This is a genomic window from Streptomyces sp. NPDC096048 (assembly GCF_044763415.1).
Classification (GTDB): Bacteria; Actinomycetota; Actinomycetes; order Streptomycetales; family Streptomycetaceae; genus Streptomyces.
This window is the reverse complement of the sequence record NZ_JBIWGG010000006.1, coordinates 262,628-281,449: the sequence shown is the minus strand read 5'-3', so window position 1 is coordinate 281,449 and position 18,822 is coordinate 262,628. Positions and strand designations below refer to the sequence as shown.

Sequence of the window (18,822 nt, the reverse complement as noted above, 5' to 3'; positions counted from 1 at the left end):
ATTTCTCCGTGCCGGTCTTGGATCAACCCTGAAGAGGGCGGGTATCTTCGGCGTCTCATCCGCATATCGCGTGCGGCGCCTTTCCGATATCGACGGGAAACATCAGCGGTCAAGACTCGTGGGCAACCGGCGAGAAAGGTGTCCACAAAGTGACGACCATGAAGATTGACGGGCACGGCCTGAGCATCGCCCAGACCGTGGCCGCCGCATCCCGCGAAGGCTCGGAATTCGCGGTCTCCGAGGACGCGTTGCGGGCGATGAACGCCTCCCGGAACCTGAAGCTGGAGATCCTCGCGACCGGCAAGCCCATTTACGGGGTGACGACGGGATTCGGTGACAGCGTCAACCGGCAGATATCACCGGAGAAGACCGCACGACTGCAGAACGAGCTGATCCGCTACCACCTGAACGGAACCGGCCCGCTGGCCTCCGACGAGGTCGTGCGCGCCACCGTGCTGATCCGCGCCAACTGCCTGGCCCGGGGAAACTCCGGCGTCAGCCTCCCCGTCGTGGACCTGCTCCTCGACTTCCTCCGGTACGACATCCTCCCGGCCGTCCCCGAGCGCGGCTCGGTCGGCGCCAGCGGCGACCTGGTCCCGCTCTGCTACCTCGCCAACGCCCTGACGGGCCAGGGCAAGGTGCGCCACCGCGGCGAGACCCGCCAGACCGCGGAGGTGCTGGCCGAGCTGGGCCTCGAACCGGTGACGCTGGAGGCCAAGGACGGGCTGGCGCTGATCAACGGCACCTCCTTCAGCTCGGCGTTCGCCGTCCTGAACACCGAGGCGGCGGCCGAACTCGCCGACGTCGCCGACATCTGCACCGCGCTGGCCAGCGAGGGGATGCTCGGCAACCGGGGCCACTACGCGCCGTTCATCCACAACGAGAAGCCGCACAGCGGCCAGGGCGCCAGCGCCGCGTTCATCCACGAGATGCTCGAAGGCTCCTCGCTGGCGATGACGTACGACCAGGTCGTCGACCTGAACGTCCCGCTGGACGGCCGGCACTACCAGAAGCTCGCCCGCAGCATCCAGGACCGCTACTCGCTGCGCTGCGCCCCGCACGTCAACGGCGTGCTGCGGGACATGCTCGACTGGGTCCGCACCTGGATGACCGTGGAGATCAACTCCTCCAGCGACAACCCGCTGTTCGACCCCTCCACGGGCGCCGTGTACAGCGGCGGCAACTTCTACGGCGGGCACGTCGTCACCGCGATGGACTCCCTGAAGACGGCCGTCGCCGGCGTCGCGGACCTGCTCGACCGGCAGCTCGCGCTCCTGGTCGACGAGAAGTTCAACAACGGCCTCACCCCGAACCTGATCACCCGGGTGGACGACGACGACACCGAGGCCGGGCTCCAGCACGGCTTCAAGGGCATGCAGATCGCGTGCTCGGCGCTCACCGCCGAGGCGCTCAAACACGCGGGTCCGGCCTCCACGTTCTCCCGCTCCACCGAGGCCCACAACCAGGACAAGGTCAGCATGGCCCCGATCGCGGCGCGCGACGCGCGCAACGTGATCGAACTGACCCGTGAGGTCGCCGCCATCCATCTCCTCGCCGCCTGCCAGGCCGTCGAGCTGCGCGGCGTCGACGAGATGAGCCCGCGCACCAGGGCCGTGCACGCGCGCATCCGCAAAGAGGTCCCCTTCGCCGCCAAGGACCGGCAGATGGACGGCGATATCACCGCGGTCGTGGAGATGATCGCCTCCGGTGCCATCACCGAGGCCGCCCGGGAGGGAGGCAATCAGTGACCGTCGCCCTGAACACCGAAGCGGCCGCCTCCGGTCCGGCGGCCGGCGCGCTGCCGGCCATCGGCGACTGGAAGACGTTCGACGAACTGCGGGCGCACCAGCGGGAGCGGATCGGGCCGACGCTGCGGCACGCTCTCGACTCGCCGTTCTACGCCGAGCGGCTGGAGGCCGGGCAGGGACTGTCCACGGTGGGCCTCACCGGGAAGTCGGACCTGCGTGACAGCTACCCCTTCGGCATGCTCGCCGTGCCCAGGGAGCGCCTGGCCACCTACCACGAGTCCAGCGGCAGCACCGGCAACCCGACCCCCGCCTACTTCACCGAGGCGGAGTGGACCGACCTGGCCGACCGGTTCGTCCGCAAGACCGTCCCGCTCGGTCCCGAGGACACCATGCTGGTGCGCATCCCCTACGGGCTGGTGCTCGCCGGGCACATGGCCCACTGGGCCGCCATGCGCGGGGGCGCGACCGTCGTCCCCGGCGACTGCCGCTCGCTCGCGGTGCCCTACTCGCGGGTCGTACGCGTGCTACGCGACCTGGAGGTGACGCTGACCTGGTCGACGCCGAGCGAGTGCCTGCTGTGGGTCGCCGCGGCCAAGGCCGCCGGCTGCCCCGCCGGTTCCTTCAAGTCGCTGCGGGCGCTGTACGTGGCGGGCGAGCCGATGAGCAACGCGCGCCGCCGCCGGATCGAGGAGATCTGGGGCGCCCCGGTCATCGGGGAGTACGGCTGCACCGAGGTCGGCCCGCTGGGCAGCGACTGCCCGTACGGCCGGATGCACTTCTGGGCCGACCGGGTGCTGCCGGAGATCTACGACCCGCAGACCGGGCGCATCACCGCCGAGGGCGCCGGTCAGCTCGTCATCACCCCGCTGTACCGCGAGGCGATGCCGCTGGTGCGCTACAACCTCGAAGACCTGGTGGAACTGCGGTACGAGGACTGCCCCTGCGGGTGGCAGCTCCCCACCGTGCGGGTCATGGGGCGGCTCGGCCAGGGCTACACGGTCGCCGGGCGGCGCCTCGGGCAGATCCAGGTGGAGGAGATGGTCTACCGGCTGCCCGCCTCCCACGGCGTGCTGTTCTGGCGGGCCAGGGCCGAACGGGACCGCCTGGTCGTCGAGTTCGAGGCGCCCGGCCCGGACGGCGCGGAGGCCGCCGCCTCGCTCGCCGCGTCCGTCGAGGCGGAACTCGGGGTGCCCTGCGTGGCCGGCGCGGTGCCCGAGGGCACGCTGGTGCCGACCGCGCTGCTGGCGGAGCAACTGGACGCCATGAAGCCGCGCAAACTGTTCGGGCCCGACGAGGACTGGGGGCAGGCCGTTGTCCGGGGTTGAGACATGGTGATCGTGATGGCCGCACAGGCCACGGCGTCGGACGTCGCCGCGGTCGTCGCGCGGGTCGAGTCAGCGGGCGGCGACGCCTTCGTGAGCCGCGGGACCAGCCGCACCGTCGTCGGACTGGTCGGCGACATCGAGCAGTTCGGCACGCTCAGCCTCGGCGCACTGCGCGGGGTCGCCGAAGTGGTGCGCATCTCGGTGCCGTACAAGCTGATCAGCAGGGAGAGCCACCCGGACCGCTCGGTGGTCCGGGTGGGCGGGGCGCCGATCGGCCCCGGCGCGCCGACGCTGATCGCCGGGCCCTGCGCGGTGGAGACGCCGGAGCAGACGCTGCGGGCGGCGCTGATGGCCCGGGCGGCCGGCGCGACCGTCCTGCGGGGCGGTGCCTTCAAGCCCAGGACCTCTCCCTACGCCTTCCAGGGCCTGGGCGAGGCCGGGCTGAGGATCCTCGCCGACGTGCGCGCCGAGACCGGCCTGCCCGTGGTCACCGAGGTGGTCGACGCCCACGACGTCGAACTGGTCGCCTCGTACGCCGACATGCTGCAGATCGGCACCCGCAACGCGCAGAACTTCGCGCTGCTGCAGGCCGTCGGCGACGTGGACAAGCCGGTCATGCTCAAGCGGGGGATGTCCGGGACCATCGAGGAGTGGCTGATGGCCGCCGAGTACGTCGCGCAGCGCGGCAACCTCGACATCGTGCTGTGCGAACGCGGCATCCGGACGTTCGAGACGGCCACCCGCAACACCCTGGACATCTCTGCCGTGCCCATCGTCCAGCGGCTGTCGCACCTTCCCGTCATCGTCGATCCCTCGCACTCGGGCGGGCGGCGCGACCTGGTGCTTCCGCTGACCCGGGCGGCGCTGGCAGTCGGCGCCGACGGGGTCATCGTGGACGTGCACCCCGACCCGGCGACCGCGCTGTGCGACGGGCCCCAGGCGCTCGTCCACGAGGACCTGGAGGAACTCGGCGCGGCGATGCGCGGCGAGCTGCCCGCAGGGCACCGGATCCTCGACGGGGCCGCCTCCCTCCCGTAACGGCGACGGCCGCCGGGCCCGGTCCGGCGGCCGGTCGCCGCATCCTCCTCAAACGGGGGATGGGACCCGGCCCCCGCCGTTGGCAGAGTCCTTTCCGTCCCGCCACACAACCGGGTCCGGGAGGACTGAGGATGACGACAGGCAAGAGCATCGAGAAGCCGGCCGCGGCGGAGCTCTCCGAACGGCTCCGGGGCCGGGTCCTGCTGCCGGGGGACGACGACTTCGCCCCGGAGACGGACGGGTTCAACCAGATCACCGAGCACGCTCCGGACCTGCTGGCGGTCGTGGCGGGAGCCGAGGACGTGCGCGAGGCCGTGTCCTTCGCCGCCGCCCGCGGGATGCCGGTCGCCGTCCAGGCCACCGGCCACGGCCCGTCCACCGCGGCGGACGGCGGACTGCTGATCAGCACCCGCGGGATGCGCGGCGTGCACATCGACCCGGTCACGCGGACGGCCCGGGTCGAGGGCGGCACGCAGTGGTTCGAGGTGATCGAGGCGGCCGCCGAGCACGGCCTCGCCCCGCTCAACGGCTCGTCGCCGCTGACCGGCGTGATCGGCTACACGCTCGGCGGCGGCCTCGGGCTGATGGCCCGCAAGTACGGCTACGCCGCCGACCACGTCACCGCCCTGGAGATCGTCACCCCCGACGGACAGTCGCACCGGGCCACCGCCGAGCAGGACACCGACCTCTTCTGGGCCGTGCGCGGCGGCAAGGGCAACTTCGGTGTCGTCACCGCCCTGGAGTTCGGCCTCGTCCCGGTGGAGCGCCTGTACGGCGGCGGACTGTTCTTCGCCGGCGAGGCCGCCGCTGAGGTGCTGCACGCCTGGCGCGAGTGGACCGCGACCGTGCCGGAGGACCTCACCTCCTCACTGGCACTGCTGCGGCTGCCGGACGTCGAGTCGATCCCGCCCTTCCTGCGCGGCCGGCTGACCGTGCACGTCCGGATCGCCTACCTGGGCTCGGCCGAGGACGGCGACAAGCTGGTCGGGCCGCTGCGCGCCGCCGGTCCGCTGGTCGTCGACACGCTGGCCGACATGCCGTACACGAGGTGCGGAGAGATCCACAACGACCCCACCGAGCCGATCCCCTACGGCGAGCGGTCGATGATGCTCCGTGAGCTGGACGAGGCGGCCGTGGGCGCGCTGCTGGAGCTGGCCGGCCCCGGCGCCGACTGCATCGACCTGGCCGTGGAGCTACGGCAGCTGGGTGGCGCGGTCGGCCGGCCGCCGAAGACGCCCAACGCCGTCGACCACCGGGACGCCGCCTTCGCGCTGTCGACCCTCTCGCTGCCCGACAACCGGCCCCCGCTCGTGGTGGACGGCATGGCGGCGTGGGGCACCGGGCGCCGCTACCTCAACTTCCTGGCCAGTCCCGACGCGGCGGACCTCACCGAGAGCGGCTACGAACCGGCCACCTACGCCCGGCTGGCAGAGATCAAGGCCCGGGTCGATCCGGACAATCTCTTCCGGTTCAACCACAACATCGCGCCGCGTCCCCGGCAGGCCTGATCTCGCGAAGAGCCGCGCGGCGCACCCGCGGGCGCGGTACCACCGGCGCGATATCCCGCCGATACATCCCATTGCAAGGCTGGCCGGGACGTTTACCACTGTTTGATGGTTTGTTCAATCAGGAGGACAGCAGTGAAACGACGTGACGTGATGAAGGGCATGGCGGGCGCCGTCGCGGTCGCGGCGGCGCCCGCCGCCGTCATCCACGCGGGCAACACCTGGGCCGCCTCGAACGAAGACGCGGCCGTCCCCCGGGCGGCCGGGGAAGCGTCGGGGGACCTGTACACCGAGCAGTACAAGGGCCGCACGATCACCGTGTCGAAGAGCACCGAGCAGGTGCGGATAGACGGCCGGGAACTGCACCTGATGAAGCTGGGCGAGGGCGCGTACCTCAGCTCGATGTGCCACTACCGGTTCGAGGCCACCCCGCTGGCCGCCGGCCGCCAGGCCGTCGACGAGCTGCGGGGGGCGAACCTGCTGCCCTCCGGCGGCCACCACCATGCCTGACCCGGACGCGAGAGAACCGAGAAGGAAGAAGCCCATGGTTCCCGTTCGCAAGAACCACCTCGACATGACCCGCGCGGAGAAGAGACGATTCATCCGTGCCCTGCTCCGGGTCAAGGAGACAGGCGTCTACGACGAGCTGGTCCGAATACACATAAAGATCAACTCGGGTGACTACCTGGACAAGGACGGCGGCGTCGGCAAGCGCTGGGGCCACATGGGCCCGGGCCTGTTCCCGTGGCACCGCCAGTACCTGCTGGTCCTGGAGCGGGCGATGCAGCGGTTCGACCCCACCGTCACCATCCCGTACTGGGACTGGACCAAGGACCAGAGTCCCGACTCGCCCCTGTGGGCCGACGACTTCATGGGCGGCAACGGCCGGCCCGGCGACGGCAGGGTCATGACCGGCCCGTTCGCCCGCTGCAACGGCTGGAAGCTGAACGTCAGCGTCGTCCCGGTCGGTGACGAGCACCCGGCGTTCAACGGCAACTACACCGCGGACGACCGGGACTACCTGGTCCGCGACTTCGGCACCACGAACCCCGTCCTGCCGACGACGAAGGAGCTGGAGGACACCCTCGCCCTGCCGACGTACGACACGCCGCCCTACAACTACACCTCGGGGTACGGCACCGAGACGCAGTCCCTGCGCAACCACCTCGAGGGGTACGCGAAGTTCCCCCACGAGGCCAACCTGGGCAAGCTGCACGGCGCCGGCCACACCTGGGTGGGCGGCCACATGCTGTACATCGGGTCGCCGAACGACCCCATCTTCTTCATGCACCACTCCTTCCTCGACAAGGCCTGGTCGATCTGGCAGAAGCAGCACCCGGACGTTCCTCAGTACCTTCCGGTGGAAGAGCACCCGGATGTGCCCTCGCTGCACACCAAGCTCGCGCCCTGGTACACGATGACTCCGGCCGATCTGCTCGATCACACGAAGTTCTACGTCTACGAGTAGGTTCTTCAGAGGTCCAGGAAACAGCTCGCACGACCGTGGTCCTGTGCCGCTGACGACAGTTGCCATCGACATTCACGTGATGCCGATGGCAACTGCATTGGCGCAGCTATGGGTCTGCACGCGTCCGTGCGCCATTTTCTCGCACATCATTACCGGGGGTATAGATATGTGCGCCGACCACGTGTTCCAGATACTTGGCCCGCTACTCGTGACGAACGGCGGGGAGCGAATAGAAATAAGCGGCATCCGCAGGCAGAAATTACTCGCCGCGTTGCTTCTGCAGCCGAATCAGATGGTCAGCCTCGACCGGCTCGTCGACGTGATGTGGGACGACAAGCCGCCCGCGTCCGCCCACGGACAGATCCGCATCTGCGTCTCCGGCCTCCGCCGCCTGCTCAGGGGCGGCGAGCGCGACAGCGTGATCGAGACCCATCCCTCCTGCTACCGGATCAGCGTTCACGGCGAGGACGCCCTGGACCTGTTCACATTCGAGCGGCTCGTCTCCCAGGGGCGGGCCATGGTCCGCGACGACCAGTTGGAGCGCGCCGAGAGGCTGCTGAAGTCGGCGCTCGCGCTGTGGCGCGGACCGGTCGCGGCCGGCCTCGACAGCCCGGCGCTGGGCGCGCTCGTCGTCAGGCTGCACGAGGACCGGCTGACCGTGCAGGAGGAGTACTTCGACGTGGCGCTGAAGCTCGGGCACCACCAGCGGATCATCGGCGATCTGACCGGTTTCGTCTCCGAGAATCCCTTCCGGGAGCGCGCCTGCGCCCAACTGATGCTGGCGCTGTACCACTCGGGCCGCCAGGCGGACGCCCTGAAGACCTTCCGCGCCGTCAGGGCGCGGTTCTCCGAAGACCTCGGCATCGAGCCGGCCCGAGACCTGCACGTCCTGCACCAGTCGATCCTGGTGGGGCGGCTCCCCTCGGCGGGCTCACCTCCCCCCGCGGACCCGCCGGCCTACGCCGTCCCTCGCCCGGACGGTCACCAGGGCCGCCGCCCGGCCGGCGTCGCGCTGCTCTCACGGACCTCGCCGAACACCGTCACGGCCGACCCGCTGGAGCAGCTGCGGCTGGAGAACGACCTGCTCCGCACGGAACGCGACGGGCTGCGCCGGATCCTGTCCCTCTGGCTGGACCTGAGCGACGTCGACCTTGGCGTCGCGGCCTACTGAACCGGTTCACGACAACGCCCCTCCCTCTGCTCCTGGATGGACAGGACCAGGGGGAGGGGCGTGCCGCGTCTTCACCTTCAAGGCCGCGGCTTTTGGGCCGGTGCTCTTGGGCCTCTGCCTTCGGGCCCTTGCCTTCGAAGCTCTGCCTTCGGGCTTCTGCCCCGTACGCGTCAGGCCTCCTGCTGCGCCCGGGCGGGCGGGAGCGTCAGGGCGATCAGACCGGCCAGCAGCGGAAGCGCCGCGACGACGGCGAGCGCGCTGGTGAGGTCCATGTGCTCGGAGAGGGTCCCGGTTGCGGCCGAGCCGATGCCGCCGCCGACGAAGAACAGCAGGTTGAGCACACCCATGGCGCCACCGCGCTGGGCGGGCGCGAGACGGCTGGAGAGCACGGCGGTGGTGAGCACCTGAGTGGCGGCGAACGTCGCCATGCCCATGGAGGTTCCGATGAGCATCACGACGATGCCGCCGTCGACGAGGCCGACGATGCCCAGGAACACCGCACAGCTGACGGCGGTCCCGGCGAGCAGCAGGCTGCCGCCCTTGCCGACGGTGAGCTTGCTGGCCACGCGGGCGGCCACGGCGCCGACGACCGCGCCCGGCAGCAGCCAGGCGCCGATCTTGAACACACCCCAGCCGTACTGCACGGTGAGGATCTGCGGCACCGCGTACATCGCGGCGAACAGGCCGGCGTAACCGCCCACGCCGATCAACGCCGAGGTCAGGAAGGTCCGGTCGGTGGCCAGTTCACGCGGGAGGAACCCGTCGGGCCGTTTGCCGATCCGCGTCAGCAGGCCGGCCACCGACACCACGAGGAGCACCGCCAGCCCGATCACCAGCGGGGTGCCGAGATCGAGGGAGGACGCCTGGATGAGGAGGAGCAGGGAGGTCGCACCGGCGCCCAGCAGGACGCCGCCGGTCACGTCGACGGCCTTGCCGTAGCCGGGGCGGGAGGCCGCGAGCTCCAGGCAGAAGGGCACCAGCAGGAGCGAGAGCGCCGGCAGCACCAGGGTCAGCCGCCAGTCCAGCCAGTCCGTCACCATGCCGCCCATGAGGGTGGCGGTGGAGGAGAACAGCGCCATGGACGCGCCGAAGATGGCCAGGATCTTCGTCCGGTGTTCGGCCGCCGCTCCCGAGGCGAGCGTGAGGGCGCTGGAGGTCATCGCGCCGGAGCCCGCCGCCTGCACGAACCGGCCGGCGATCAAGGTGCCGAAGTCCTGTGCGACCAGGCACAGCACCGCGCCCACGGCGAGGAACAGCGCTCCGGTGAGGAGGGTGTTGCGCACACCCCACTTCTCGGAGAGCCGCCCGAAGAACGCGGTGCCCACGCCGAGCGCGAGGGCGTGCGCCGTCAGCACCCAGCCGGCGACCGCCGGGCGGACCTCCATCTCCATGGCGACGTCGGGCAGCGCCACGCCCGCGGCGGTCACTCCGAAGATCACGGGGCCGAAGAGGGCTCCGAGCCTGAGCCCGGTCAAGCCCGCACCGGGTGCGGTTCGCGGCGGCGCCTGCACCGCGCTGTTGGTGGTCATCGAGAGTCGTCCCTTCCAGGGTTCATGAGGTGTGCCGAGTCGGCGTCTTCGTGTGGTTGGGGGTTTCACGCGGGGCGTTCGCGGGCCCGCACGCGCGGCGGGATGTTGTGGTTGAACCGGAAGAGGTTCTCCGGGTCGTACCGCGCCTTGATCTCGCCCAGCCGCGCGTAGTCGGCGGGCGCGTAGCCCTGGTGGGCCAGCCGGGCGGTGCCCGGTCCGGCGAGGAAGTTGAGATGGCCGCGGCCCGTCCCGCGATGCGCCATGCCGTCCACGACGCGTCCCGGGCGTCCGCCGGGCGGTCCGAGCGTGGTCAGGCAGTACAGGGCGTCGCGGTGGTCGACCGCGCCCGGCTCCGCGGCCGGCCGGCCGAGCGCGCCGCCCATGTGCCGCAGCTCGACCACGGCGTCCGTGCAGCCGCTGCCCGGACCGGCGAGGCGGAGCAGGTCGTCGACCGCGTGCGGGCCCAGCTCGCCCAGCATGGCGGAGCGTTCGTCGTAGGCGATGGGGAAGGCCGGGTCGTTGTGGATGTCCGCGAAGCGGGTGTACGGCATCTCCCCCAGCGTGTCCGCGAGCGTCGGGGCGACGGCGCGCAGGGGCCTGACCAGCCGCTCCCCCTCGTCGCCCGGGCCGAGGTGGGCGACGCGGACGTGCACCAGGAGCCCGCCCCGCGGGAAGGGTGGGATCGGCCTCCGGTCGGGCATCCGCAGCAGCGCGAGCGAGGAGGCGGTCTCCTCCGGCACGGACTCCGTCCACGACCGCCAGGCGTGCAGCACCTCGGCGGCAGTGTCGCCGGGGAAGAAGAGGCCGCCGCCGTAGAGCCGGGTGACCGGCACGAGCCCGAACTCCAGGGCCGTCACCACGCCGAAGTTGCCCTTGCCGCCGCGCAGCGCCCAGAAGAGGTCCGGGTGCCGCCGCGCGGTGGCGGTGCGGGGGAGTCCGTCGGGGGTGACGATGTCCACCGCGGTGACGTGGTCGGCGGCGAGACCGTAGGCCCGGGACAGCAGCGCCAGTCCGCCCCCCAGGGTGTAGCCGACCACCCCCACCAGCGGTGAGGAGCCGCTGAGCGGAGCGAGTCCGTGGACGGCGGCCGCGTCGACGACCTGCCGCCAGCGCGTGCCGGCCTCGGCCCGGGCGACCCGGGCGGCGGGGTCGACGGTCACGCCGTTCATCCGGCGGGTGTTGACGAGCAGCCCGGTCCCCTCGGTGACACGCGAGGGGCCGTGGCCGGTCGCCTGGACCGCCGTCGGCATTCTGGTCTCTGCCGAGAAGGCGACGGCTTTGCGCACCTCCGTGGCGTCCCGTGCGCCGAGGACCATCGCGGGCCGGTGCCGCAGAACCCGGTTGAACCCGGCGACCTCGGCCGCGTATCCCTCGTCCCCCGGCCCCAGCACCGGACCGGAAAGGCGCCCGGCAAGCCGTTGCGCGGTTGCCGGTCTGTACATGCGTCAGCCCTCCCAGACGGAGCCAGTCGGTTCGCTGATCACACTTCCAGCGGCGACTCGGAGGGCCCATCCCTCTATTGAGGGGAAGTGGGGTGCGGCCTATTGGGAGGAGGTGGGGTGCGGCCTATCGGGAGGAGGTGGGGTGCGACCTATCGGGGGAGGCGGGGTGCGGCATGTCCCCCATGACACGGAGCATCTCGACCAGCTGCCTCGTCCGCTCCTCGCCCAACGACTCCTCCACCCGCGCGTGCAGTTGCGCGGCCTCCTCGACCCCCTCGGCCAGACGCCGGCGGCCGGCGTCGGTGAGGGCGACGATGCGGCGCCTGCGGTTCGCCGGGTCCATCTCCTTGGTCACCAGGCCGCGCGCCTCCAGGCGGTCCAGCAGAACGGTGAGCGTAGAGCGGTCTACGGCGGTCAGGGCGCCCAGCGCGGACTGGTCCAGGCTGCCGTGGTCGTCCAGGGCGAGCAGCACCGCGAACTGAGGACTGGTCAGGTCGGGCAGGCGCTGCTGCCACAGCGCCGCCCACGCCTGTCCGGCCCGGCGCAGCTGATGCGGCAGCGCCTCTTCCAGTTGTGGCCGCGGCCGAGGGCTTGTGTTCGTCATGTCGACCAGTATATTCAGTACAAGGATATTCCGTACACGGAAGATTGCGGTGGGGGCCAGGATGCGGCTGATCGTGGGAATGACCGGTGCCACCGGCGCGGTGCTCGGCGTTCGACTGCTCACCGAGTTGCACCGCGACCCGCGGGTGGAGACACATCTGGTGCTCAGCCGCTGGGCGCGCGCGACGGTGGAACTGGAGACCGGGCTGAGCGCCCGCGAGGTGGCCGCGCTGGCCGACGTCACCTACTCGCCCGACGACCAAGGGGCGGCGATCTCCTCCGGCTCGTTCCCCACCGACGGCATGGTGATCATCCCGTGCAGTATGAAGACGCTGGCCGGCATCCGGGCCGGGTACGCCGAAGGGCTGATGGGCCGCGCCGCCGACGTGACGCTCAAGGAGCGGCGCCGGATGGTCCTGGTGCCGCGGGAGACGCCGCTCAACGAGATCCACCTGGCGAACATGCTGGAACTCGCCCGCATGGGCGTCTCGATCGTGCCGCCCATGCCCGCCTTCTACAACCGGCCGGAGTCGGTCGACGACATCGTCGACCACATCGTTACGCGGGTTCTCGACCAGTTCGGCCTCGAGGCCACCGGCGCCCGCCGCTGGGAGGGCTTCCCCCGTCCGCCGGCCGGCCGGGCGGGCCTGGCGGCCGACGTCTCCGCGATGCGCCACAACGGTACGCAGCAGAGGAGCGCGCTTTCATGAACAGGCCTTTGACCGAGTCTACGAACGGCCCGGCGCCCGGCCCCACGCCCGGCCCCACGCCCGGCCCCACGGCCGGGACGGCGACCGGCCCCGTGGCCGGCCCGACGACTGCCCCCCAGGCCGGCCCCAGGCCGCTGATCCGGTTCGGTGAGCTGCGCGGCTACCTCGACGCGCTGGAGGCGCTCGGCGACCTGCGCCGCGTCACGCGGCCGGTGAGCGCCGACCTGGAGGCCGCCGCGATCAGCCGCCTGTCCTGCGAACGACAGTCACCGGCCCCCCTGTTCGAGAACGTGGAGGGCGTCGCGCCGGGCTTCCGGCTGCTCGGGGCGCCCGCCGCGCTCAGCTCCGCCCCCGGCAAGCCGCTGGCCCGGGTCTCCCTGTCCGTCGGCCTGCCCGCCGGGACCACCGCCGCCGAACTGGTCGACCACCTGGCCCGTACCCGCGACGCGAAGCCCGTCCCCCCTCGGCCGGTCGCGCGAGAGGACGCGCCCTGCAAGCAGAACGTGCTGCTGGGCGACGACGCCACCCTCGACCGCTTCCCGGTGCCCCGGGTCCACGAGTTCGACGGCGGCCCCTACGCCAACACCTGGGGCATCATCGTCGCCAGGACGCCGGACGGCCGGTGGACCAACTGGTCGATCGCCCGGATCATGTTGATCGACGGCAAGCACATGACCGGTCTGGTGATCCCGGCGCAGCACATCGGCATGATCTGGTCGGAGTGGGTGAAGATCGGCGAGCCGATGCCGTACGCGCTGGTGCAGGGCGGCGACCCCGCCGTCCCGTTCGTAGGGGGCGTTCCGCTGCCGCCGGGGGTCGACGAGGCTGGCTACATCGGGGCGCTGCACGGCGAGCCGGTCGACGTCGTACGGTGCGAGACGGTGGACCTGGAAGTGCCCGCGGGCGCGGAGATCGTCATCGAAGGGCACCTTTCCGTCGGCCGTGACGCGCGGGAGGGACCGTTCGGCGAGTTCGCCGGATACGGCTCCACCGAGACGTCGATGCAGCCGGTGTACACGGTCGAGGCCATCACCCACCGCGACGACCCGATCTGGCCGCTGGTGGCCGAGGGCCGGCCGGTGGACGAGTTCCACACCGTGACGGGCGTCGGTCAGGCGGCCGAGGTTCTGGCGGAGTTGCGCGCCGCCGGCCTGCCGGTCACCACAGCCTGGTCGCCGCTGCGCGCCGCGTCGCACTGGATGGTGGTCACCGTCCCGCGGGACTGGCGGGAGCGGCTGCCCGGCGTCGACTCCGCCGAACTCACGCACCGGATCGGCGAGGTGCTCTCCGAGTCCCACTCGGGCCGCGCCACGGCGGCCACCTTCGTCCTGGACGACGACATCGACCCGGCCGACGACACCGACCTGCTGTGGGCGCTGGCCACCCGGATCCACCCCCTGGACCGGGCGGAGGCGTGGTACGGCTTCGTCCACCCGCTGCTGAACTGCTACACCCACGAGGAGCGCGCCGCCCAGTCCGGCCCGATCGTCTTCCACGACGGGCTGCTGCCCGCCCCCGGCGAGGGTCGGCTCCCGCACAGTTCCTTCGCCGAGGCATACCCGGAGCGCATCCGCCGCAGAGTCCTCGAGCACTGGCACGACTGACGCCGCCCCCGAACCGGGCCGGCCGCCGGCACTACGCCCACCGCGCCCACCACGCCCGCCGTCCGGACCGGCGCGTTCCTGAAGAACCGGACCGGCGCGGGCCTGGGCCTGGGCTTGGGCCTGGGCCTGGGCCTGGTGAAGGGCCCCCTCCCCGAACATGGACGGAGCACGTGAACACCGACCAGCCGCACAAAGGGCTCGCAACCCCCCTCCGCCACGTGGTGGCCGCCTGGCACGAGGACGGCGTCCGATGAGGACCGCCCTGGTCATAGGAACCGGCCTGATCGGCACGTCCGCGGCTCTGACGCTCGCCGGACGCGGCATCACCGTCCACCTGGCCGACCACGACCCGGACCGGGCCCGGACGGCGGCGGCCCTCGGCGCCGGCAGCGACGAGCCGCCCCCCGGCCCCGTGGACTTGGCACTCGTTGCCGTGCCGCCCGCGCACACCGCCGCCGTGCTGGCCGGGGCAATGCGCGCGGGGGTGGCGCGCGGCTACGCCGACGTCGCCGGAGTCAAGGGCGGCCCCCGGCGCGAGCTGGAGGACCGGGGCCTCCCTCTCGGCTCGTACATCGGCACCCACCCCATGGCGGGCAAGGAAAGCTCCGGCCCGCTCGCGGCGAGCGCCGACCTGTTCGAGGGCAGGCCCTGGGTGCTCACCCCGATGCCGGACACCGACACGGAGGTGCTGAACCTCGCCCTGGAACTGGTCGCGCTCTGCCGCGCCGTACCCGTGATCATGGACGCCGCCGCCCACGACCGGGCCGTCGCCCTCGTCTCGCACACCCCGCAGCTCGTCTCGTCAATGGTCGCCGCGCGACTCCAGACCGCCGACGAGACAGCGGTGCGACTGTGCGGCCAGGGCATCCGCGACGTCACCCGGATCGCCGCGTCCGACCTGCGGATGTGGACCGAGATCCTCGCGGCCAACCCGGGCCCCGTCGCGGAGGTGCTCGCGGGGGTGGCGGCCGACCTGGAGGAGACCGTCGAGTCGCTGCGCGCCCTGCAGTCCGCCGACGAGGCCAAGCGCAGCGGCGGCGCGGCGGGCATCGAGGACATCCTGCGCCGGGGTAACGCGGGCCGCGCCAGAGTGCCCGGCAAGCACGGCGAGGCACCCGCCTCCTACGAGACGGTGGCCGTCCTCATCAGCGACCAGCCGGGCGAACTGGCCCGCATCTTCGCGGACGCCGGCCGCGCGGGCGTCAACATCGAGGACATACACATCGACCACGCGACCGGCCGCCGAGCAGGCCTGGTCCAACTGCTGGTGAGCCCCACAGCGGCCCCCGCTCTGAGCGCAGCCCTCAGCGAACGCGGCTGGTCGATCCACCGCTGACGACACGAGCCCGGGGTCGTTGCTTGCATGACGCCTCTACCGAGGCCGACGGGTCGAAGACATGCCGTCCTCGCGGCCCAGAAGGTCTGCGAGGCCGAGCATGGCCATGCCCAGCACACGTACGAGCGGCGCAAGGAGAGCTGAAGAATCACAGCGCGTGGAGGACACGCCTCCTGGCAACAGTCAGTTGATCACTCGTGTTGCAACGACCCCTGGAATTCGCCCCGGGAGGGCGGGACCGCTTCCGTGCGTCCGGGGTCAGTCTTCGAGGTCGATGCGGAAGTCGACGATGGTGGTGTCGCCGCGCCGCACGATCGGGTGGGCTACCTCGACAATCCGCCCGGTGTCTGAGATGTGCCGCCGCGTGTACCGCAGCACGGGCACGCCGCCACCGATCCGGAGCGTCGTCGCCTCCAGCTCGGTCGGCATGCCCACCGTGAACGACTCCGTGATCGCCGTGACGCGGATACCGAGACTGCCGAGCTGCGCGCGAGTACCGCCCGGCCACGGCTCGTTGATCGGGTCGGCGACCGGCGTCCCGGCGACATCGGACCACCGGACGTAGCTGGTGGACATCTGCGTCGCCTGGTCGTTGTCGTGGAACACGAAGTGCCGGGCGAGGAGCCGCTCGCCCACCTCGCACTCGAACAGGCCCGCCAGTTCGGCGTCCGCCTTCACCCGCTCGAACCGCTTGTCGAGCCGGTACTCGGACCAGCCGATGCCCTGATCGCGGGTGTACGGCGTCGACTTCGCGCCGGGCGTGGTCCGGTAGCGGTCGGCGGCCATGCGGTGGATCGGCGGCCGCGGCCGGACGCGGGTACCCGCGCGGGCCCGGGTCTCGATCAGCCCCTCGGTGGCCAGGAGCCGGAGGGCGTTGCGGATGGTGGTCTCGGATACGCCATATGACGCACACAGAGCGGGCAGCGTCGGCAGCTGGTCGCCGGGTGCGAGCTGGCCGGAGGCGATGCGCTGCCGCAGCTCAGCGGCGATGCGCAGGTACTCGGGCTGTGCCACTGCCGTACCACCGTTCCGTGTGATCGCGTCAATCTGAGTACACATACTCTCCCCTCCCTCTTGACCAGCGCCAACTCCGGCGACAATCTGAGTACAGATAAGCACTATCCGTACTCAGATAGCCACCGTCTGCGGGGTCCAGTCATGCCCGAATCGGGTCACACGTGGCAGAAGGCGTTCAAGGGTGAGCCCATCGAGGCGCCCCACGTCCGCCTCTGGACCCGTGGCCGCGTCGAGCACCCCGACGCCCCGCTCATCGCGAACGAACTGTTCGCCGCCGTCCTCGGCTCCGGCGCCCCCGTCGTCGAGATGACGCTGTCCACCGCGGGCGCCCGCATCCGCATCACCGCGCAGGGTCTCGACCCGCTGCCGCTCATCAATAGCCACGGCCCCGGCTGGTCCATCGTCAACGCGCTCTGCCAGAGGGCCGGGCTGACCACCGACGAGACCGGCCTGTGGGGGCAGCTGGGAGGCCGCTCGTGATCGCAGCCTCCGCTCTGTCCTGGGCGCAGTACTCCGGGTGGGCCTGCGTCTTCTGCGGCGCCTCCCTCGCCGTGACCGGAGGCGTGTCCGCGGGCCGCGCCCAAGGCCGCTCCGGCAGCCACGACTTGAGCATCGAGATGTACGCCTGCCCGCCGCTGTCCGGCTGCGTGCCCGCGCGCCTCCCCCAGACTCCCGCCCCCTACCGGCGGGCGGGCCAGACGCCTCCGACCGGAGGCGCCGTCCACAACAGGAGGAAGACGTGACCATCGCGTTAGAGCACCCCGTGGGCACCACCAACCCGGCCGCCCTGGTCGACTCCCAGGTGACCGACCGGCTCGTCCGGCGCATCACCGCCGACCACCCGGAGATCAGCGAGTCGACCGCCCGGCGGATCGTCGGCCAGGCCGCCGCCTTCATCGCCGCCTCCGGCCAGCAGCCCGGCCAGTCCCTCGCCCCCAGCGAGCTGGTCGACTACGGCTGGCACGCGTTCATCCTGCACACCGTCGACTACGCCGAGTTCTGCGAGCGGGTCGCCGGCGGCTTCGTCCACCACGTCCCCACCGACGAGGGCAACGAGATGCTGGGCGGGGCGCAGGCCGCCCGCGAGCGGACCCTCGCCGCGATCACGACCGCCGGGTACACCGTGGACGAGGAACTGTGGCCGGCCATGGCCGACTGCACCCAGTGCCACGCCGGGTGCACCGACAGCCCGAACAGTGGCAGGGGGAAGTAGCAGACACGCCCGTCGTGCAAGACTCCAGCCGTCCGGCGTTGCGGCCGGGCGGCTGGCCCGAGGAGCGGAGCATCACGTGACAGACACGGCGATCGCCTGGGACACCTACTCGCGGCAGCGCCCCGAGCGCCGGCCGACGAACAGCCGCGGCGAGACGACGTGGTTCAACTGGACCCAGTACCCCGACCATGGCCCGGGCGCGGAACTCCTCAGTACCCCGGCCGGCGGCCGGGTCCTGGACCTCGGCTGCGGGAAGGGCGGCAACGCCGCGCACCTCGCCACGCTCGGCCTGCGCGCCGTCGGCGTAGACGTCTCACCCCAGCAGTTGGTCGCGGCCCGTGAGCGGTGGGGCCAGGCGCCGGGGCTCAAGCTGCACCGGGTGGAAGCCGTTCGGTTCCTGGAGGAGGACCAGCTCGGGTTCGACGCCGTGTACTCGGTGTACGGCGCCGTCTGGTTCACCGACCCCGCGGTACTGCTGCCCGCGATCCGTGAGCGGTTGCGCCCGGGCGGCAGGCTCGTCTTCTCCCAGCGGCCGCCGGTGCAGGGCTGCTACGGCTGCCAGGCCTCGTACATCCCGCGCGGCACCGACGAGGACCCGCTCGTCGTGAAGCGCTGGGACTACGAGCCCGAGGCCTGGGAGCGGCGACTGAAGGAGCACGGCTTCACCGACGTGAGCGCCGACGTGCTCGCCGCGCCGCCCGGCAACCGGACGATCGGCACCCTCATCGTCCAGGCACGAGCCTGAGGCGACCCCCGACCGCGGCCCGCTCTCGCCACCCCCGTCGAGGGCGGGCCGCTCACCGTCGTGCGAGTTCCACCAGCTCCTGCGTCGCGCAGACGTGCCGGGCGCCATCGAGTTGCGGCAGCCCCCTCCCGGTGGCGGCCCGGCACACCGCAACCCCCGCCTCCCCAAGGGAGTGCGGGGGTTGCTCATGCCCGGGCCGACCTGCGGAAACAGCATGATCATTTAGGCGATATTCAGGAGACGGGCCCCCGTAGTGAGGGCGTACTCACGCTGTAGGGAGCATGTAGGGAGACTGGGAATCGAGGCACGAGAAAGGCCCCGGACCGCATCTGACCTGCGGTTTCCGGGGCCTTTGCCCTGGTCAACTC

Annotated in this window: 18 protein-coding genes; 14 read left to right on the top strand and 4 right to left on the bottom strand. The window is 71.6% G+C overall.

The window, feature by feature from the left end; translation table 11 throughout:
* Positions 1-158 precede the first annotated feature (158 nt).
* The 7 genes from bagA to bagI all read left to right on the top strand — a co-directional run bounded on the left by bagA (position 159) and on the right by bagI (position 8,255).
* Complete coding sequence (gene bagA, locus ACIQ6R_RS18500) at positions 159-1,748, top strand: bagremycin/ferroverdin biosynthesis tyrosine ammonia-lyase BagA/FevW (protein ID WP_404222458.1); 1,590 nt, start codon at positions 159-161, stop codon at positions 1,746-1,748.
* The gene (gene bagE / locus ACIQ6R_RS18495) at positions 1,745-3,073 is read left to right on the top strand and encodes a bagremycin/ferroverdin synthetase BagE/FevW (protein ID WP_404222457.1); all 1,329 of its coding nucleotides are present in this window, start codon (positions 1,745-1,747) and stop codon (positions 3,071-3,073) included. The genes bagA and bagE overlap by 4 nt, the downstream gene beginning before the upstream one ends.
* Positions 3,074-3,076: 3 nt before the next feature.
* The gene (gene bagF / locus ACIQ6R_RS18490; RefSeq protein WP_404222456.1) at positions 3,077-4,111 is read left to right on the top strand and encodes a phospho-2-dehydro-3-deoxyheptonate aldolase BagF/FevY; all 1,035 of its coding nucleotides are present in this window, start codon (positions 3,077-3,079) and stop codon (positions 4,109-4,111) included.
* A gap of 131 nt (positions 4,112-4,242) precedes the next feature.
* A complete protein-coding gene (bagG, locus tag ACIQ6R_RS18485) occupies positions 4,243-5,619 on the top strand; it encodes a bagremycin/ferroverdin biosynthesis FAD-dependent oxygenase BagG/FevA2 (RefSeq protein ID WP_404222455.1) in 1,377 nt (458 codons plus the stop codon).
* Positions 5,620-5,751: 132 nt separating this feature from the next.
* Positions 5,752-6,126 (top strand): bagremycin/ferroverdin biosynthesis copper chaperon BagZ/FevE, encoded by a 375-nt coding sequence (bagZ, locus tag ACIQ6R_RS18480; protein ID WP_404222454.1) that lies wholly within the window; start codon positions 5,752-5,754, stop codon positions 6,124-6,126.
* Between the two features lie 34 nt (positions 6,127-6,160).
* The gene (gene bagH / locus ACIQ6R_RS18475) at positions 6,161-7,084 is read left to right on the top strand and encodes a bagremycin/ferroverdin biosynthesis o-aminophenol oxidase BagH/FevF (protein ID WP_404222453.1); all 924 of its coding nucleotides are present in this window, start codon (positions 6,161-6,163) and stop codon (positions 7,082-7,084) included.
* Between the two features lie 208 nt (positions 7,085-7,292).
* Positions 7,293-8,255 (top strand): AfsR/SARP family transcriptional regulator BagI/FevR, encoded by a 963-nt coding sequence (bagI, locus tag ACIQ6R_RS18470; RefSeq protein WP_404222452.1) that lies wholly within the window; start codon positions 7,293-7,295, stop codon positions 8,253-8,255.
* A gap of 170 nt (positions 8,256-8,425) precedes the next feature.
* On the opposite strand, the gene bagJ is transcribed toward bagI, so the two are convergent.
* The 3 genes from bagJ to bagL form a co-directional block, all read right to left on the bottom strand.
* On the bottom strand, positions 8,426-9,784 hold the full coding sequence (gene bagJ / locus ACIQ6R_RS18465; RefSeq protein WP_404222451.1) for a bagremycin/ferroverdin transporter BagJ/FevB: 1,359 nt from the start codon (positions 9,782-9,784) through the stop codon (positions 8,426-8,428).
* 65 nt (positions 9,785-9,849) lie between these two features.
* A complete protein-coding gene (gene bagK / locus ACIQ6R_RS18460) occupies positions 9,850-11,226 on the bottom strand; it encodes a bagremycin/ferroverdin biosynthesis FAD-dependent oxygenase BagK/FevA1 (protein WP_404222450.1) in 1,377 nt (458 codons plus the stop codon).
* Between the two features lie 124 nt (positions 11,227-11,350).
* A complete protein-coding gene (gene bagL, locus ACIQ6R_RS18455; RefSeq protein WP_404222449.1) occupies positions 11,351-11,830 on the bottom strand; it encodes a MarR family transcriptional regulator BagL/FevM in 480 nt (159 codons plus the stop codon).
* A gap of 61 nt (positions 11,831-11,891) precedes the next feature.
* Between bagL and bagM the strand changes: the two genes are divergently transcribed.
* The 3 genes from bagM to ACIQ6R_RS18440 all read left to right on the top strand — a co-directional run bounded on the left by bagM (position 11,892) and on the right by ACIQ6R_RS18440 (position 15,479).
* Positions 11,892-12,539: a bagremycin/ferroverdin biosynthesis UbiX family decarboxylase BagM/FevK gene (gene bagM, locus ACIQ6R_RS18450; RefSeq protein WP_404222448.1), complete on the top strand. Its 648-nt coding sequence runs from the start codon at positions 11,892-11,894 to the stop codon at positions 12,537-12,539.
* Positions 12,536-14,143 (top strand): bagremycin/ferroverdin biosynthesis UbiD family decarboxylase BagN/FevL, encoded by a 1,608-nt coding sequence (bagN, locus tag ACIQ6R_RS18445; RefSeq protein ID WP_404222447.1) that lies wholly within the window; start codon positions 12,536-12,538, stop codon positions 14,141-14,143. The genes bagM and bagN overlap by 4 nt, the downstream gene beginning before the upstream one ends.
* Before the next feature lie 250 nt (positions 14,144-14,393).
* Complete coding sequence (locus ACIQ6R_RS18440) at positions 14,394-15,479, top strand: prephenate dehydrogenase (protein ID WP_404222446.1); 1,086 nt, start codon at positions 14,394-14,396, stop codon at positions 15,477-15,479.
* Positions 15,480-15,737: 258 nt separating this feature from the next.
* Here the strand turns inward: ACIQ6R_RS18440 and ACIQ6R_RS18435 are convergent, their stop codons facing one another.
* The gene (locus tag ACIQ6R_RS18435; RefSeq protein ID WP_386658204.1) at positions 15,738-16,493 is read right to left on the bottom strand and encodes a GntR family transcriptional regulator; all 756 of its coding nucleotides are present in this window, start codon (positions 16,491-16,493) and stop codon (positions 15,738-15,740) included.
* A gap of 144 nt (positions 16,494-16,637) precedes the next feature.
* Here ACIQ6R_RS18435 and ACIQ6R_RS18430 point away from each other — a divergent pair, with 144 nt between their 5' ends.
* The 4 genes from ACIQ6R_RS18430 to ACIQ6R_RS18415 all read left to right on the top strand — a co-directional run bounded on the left by ACIQ6R_RS18430 (position 16,638) and on the right by ACIQ6R_RS18415 (position 18,454).
* A complete protein-coding gene (locus ACIQ6R_RS18430) occupies positions 16,638-16,976 on the top strand; it encodes a hypothetical protein (protein ID WP_404222445.1) in 339 nt (112 codons plus the stop codon).
* Complete coding sequence (locus ACIQ6R_RS18425; protein ID WP_404222444.1) at positions 16,973-17,239, top strand: hypothetical protein; 267 nt, start codon at positions 16,973-16,975, stop codon at positions 17,237-17,239. Before ACIQ6R_RS18430 ends, ACIQ6R_RS18425 begins: the two co-directional genes overlap by 4 nt.
* The gene (locus ACIQ6R_RS18420) at positions 17,236-17,709 is read left to right on the top strand and encodes a glycine-rich domain-containing protein (protein WP_404222442.1); all 474 of its coding nucleotides are present in this window, start codon (positions 17,236-17,238) and stop codon (positions 17,707-17,709) included. The genes ACIQ6R_RS18425 and ACIQ6R_RS18420 overlap by 4 nt, the downstream gene beginning before the upstream one ends.
* A 76-nt stretch (positions 17,710-17,785) precedes the next feature.
* On the top strand, positions 17,786-18,454 hold the full coding sequence (locus ACIQ6R_RS18415; RefSeq protein ID WP_404222441.1) for a class I SAM-dependent methyltransferase: 669 nt from the start codon (positions 17,786-17,788) through the stop codon (positions 18,452-18,454).
* The last annotated feature ends 368 nt before the right edge of the window (positions 18,455-18,822 follow it).

What these genes read in the sequence shown, in the direction of transcription:
- bagA (WP_404222458.1), top strand. Translation starts at nt 159, where the DNA reads ATGAAGATTGACGGGCACGGCCTGAGCATCGCCCAGACCGTGGCCGCC.
- bagF (WP_404222456.1), top strand. Translation starts at nt 3,077, where the DNA reads ATGGTGATCGTGATGGCCGCACAGGCCACGGCGTCGGACGTCGCCGCG.
- bagG (WP_404222455.1), top strand. Translation starts at nt 4,243, where the DNA reads ATGACGACAGGCAAGAGCATCGAGAAGCCGGCCGCGGCGGAGCTCTCC.
- bagH (WP_404222453.1), top strand. Translation starts at nt 6,161, where the DNA reads ATGGTTCCCGTTCGCAAGAACCACCTCGACATGACCCGCGCGGAGAAG.
- bagJ (WP_404222451.1), bottom strand. Translation starts at nt 9,784, where the DNA reads ATGACCACCAACAGCGCGGTGCAGGCGCCGCCGCGAACCGCACCCGGT.
- bagK (WP_404222450.1), bottom strand. Translation starts at nt 11,226, where the DNA reads ATGTACAGACCGGCAACCGCGCAACGGCTTGCCGGGCGCCTTTCCGGT.
- bagL (WP_404222449.1), bottom strand. Translation starts at nt 11,830, where the DNA reads ATGACGAACACAAGCCCTCGGCCGCGGCCACAACTGGAAGAGGCGCTG.
- bagM (WP_404222448.1), top strand. Translation starts at nt 11,892, where the DNA reads ATGCGGCTGATCGTGGGAATGACCGGTGCCACCGGCGCGGTGCTCGGC.
- bagN (WP_404222447.1), top strand. Translation starts at nt 12,536, where the DNA reads ATGAACAGGCCTTTGACCGAGTCTACGAACGGCCCGGCGCCCGGCCCC.
- ACIQ6R_RS18440 (WP_404222446.1), top strand. Translation starts at nt 14,394, where the DNA reads ATGAGGACCGCCCTGGTCATAGGAACCGGCCTGATCGGCACGTCCGCG.
- ACIQ6R_RS18430 (WP_404222445.1), top strand. Translation starts at nt 16,638, where the DNA reads ATGCCCGAATCGGGTCACACGTGGCAGAAGGCGTTCAAGGGTGAGCCC.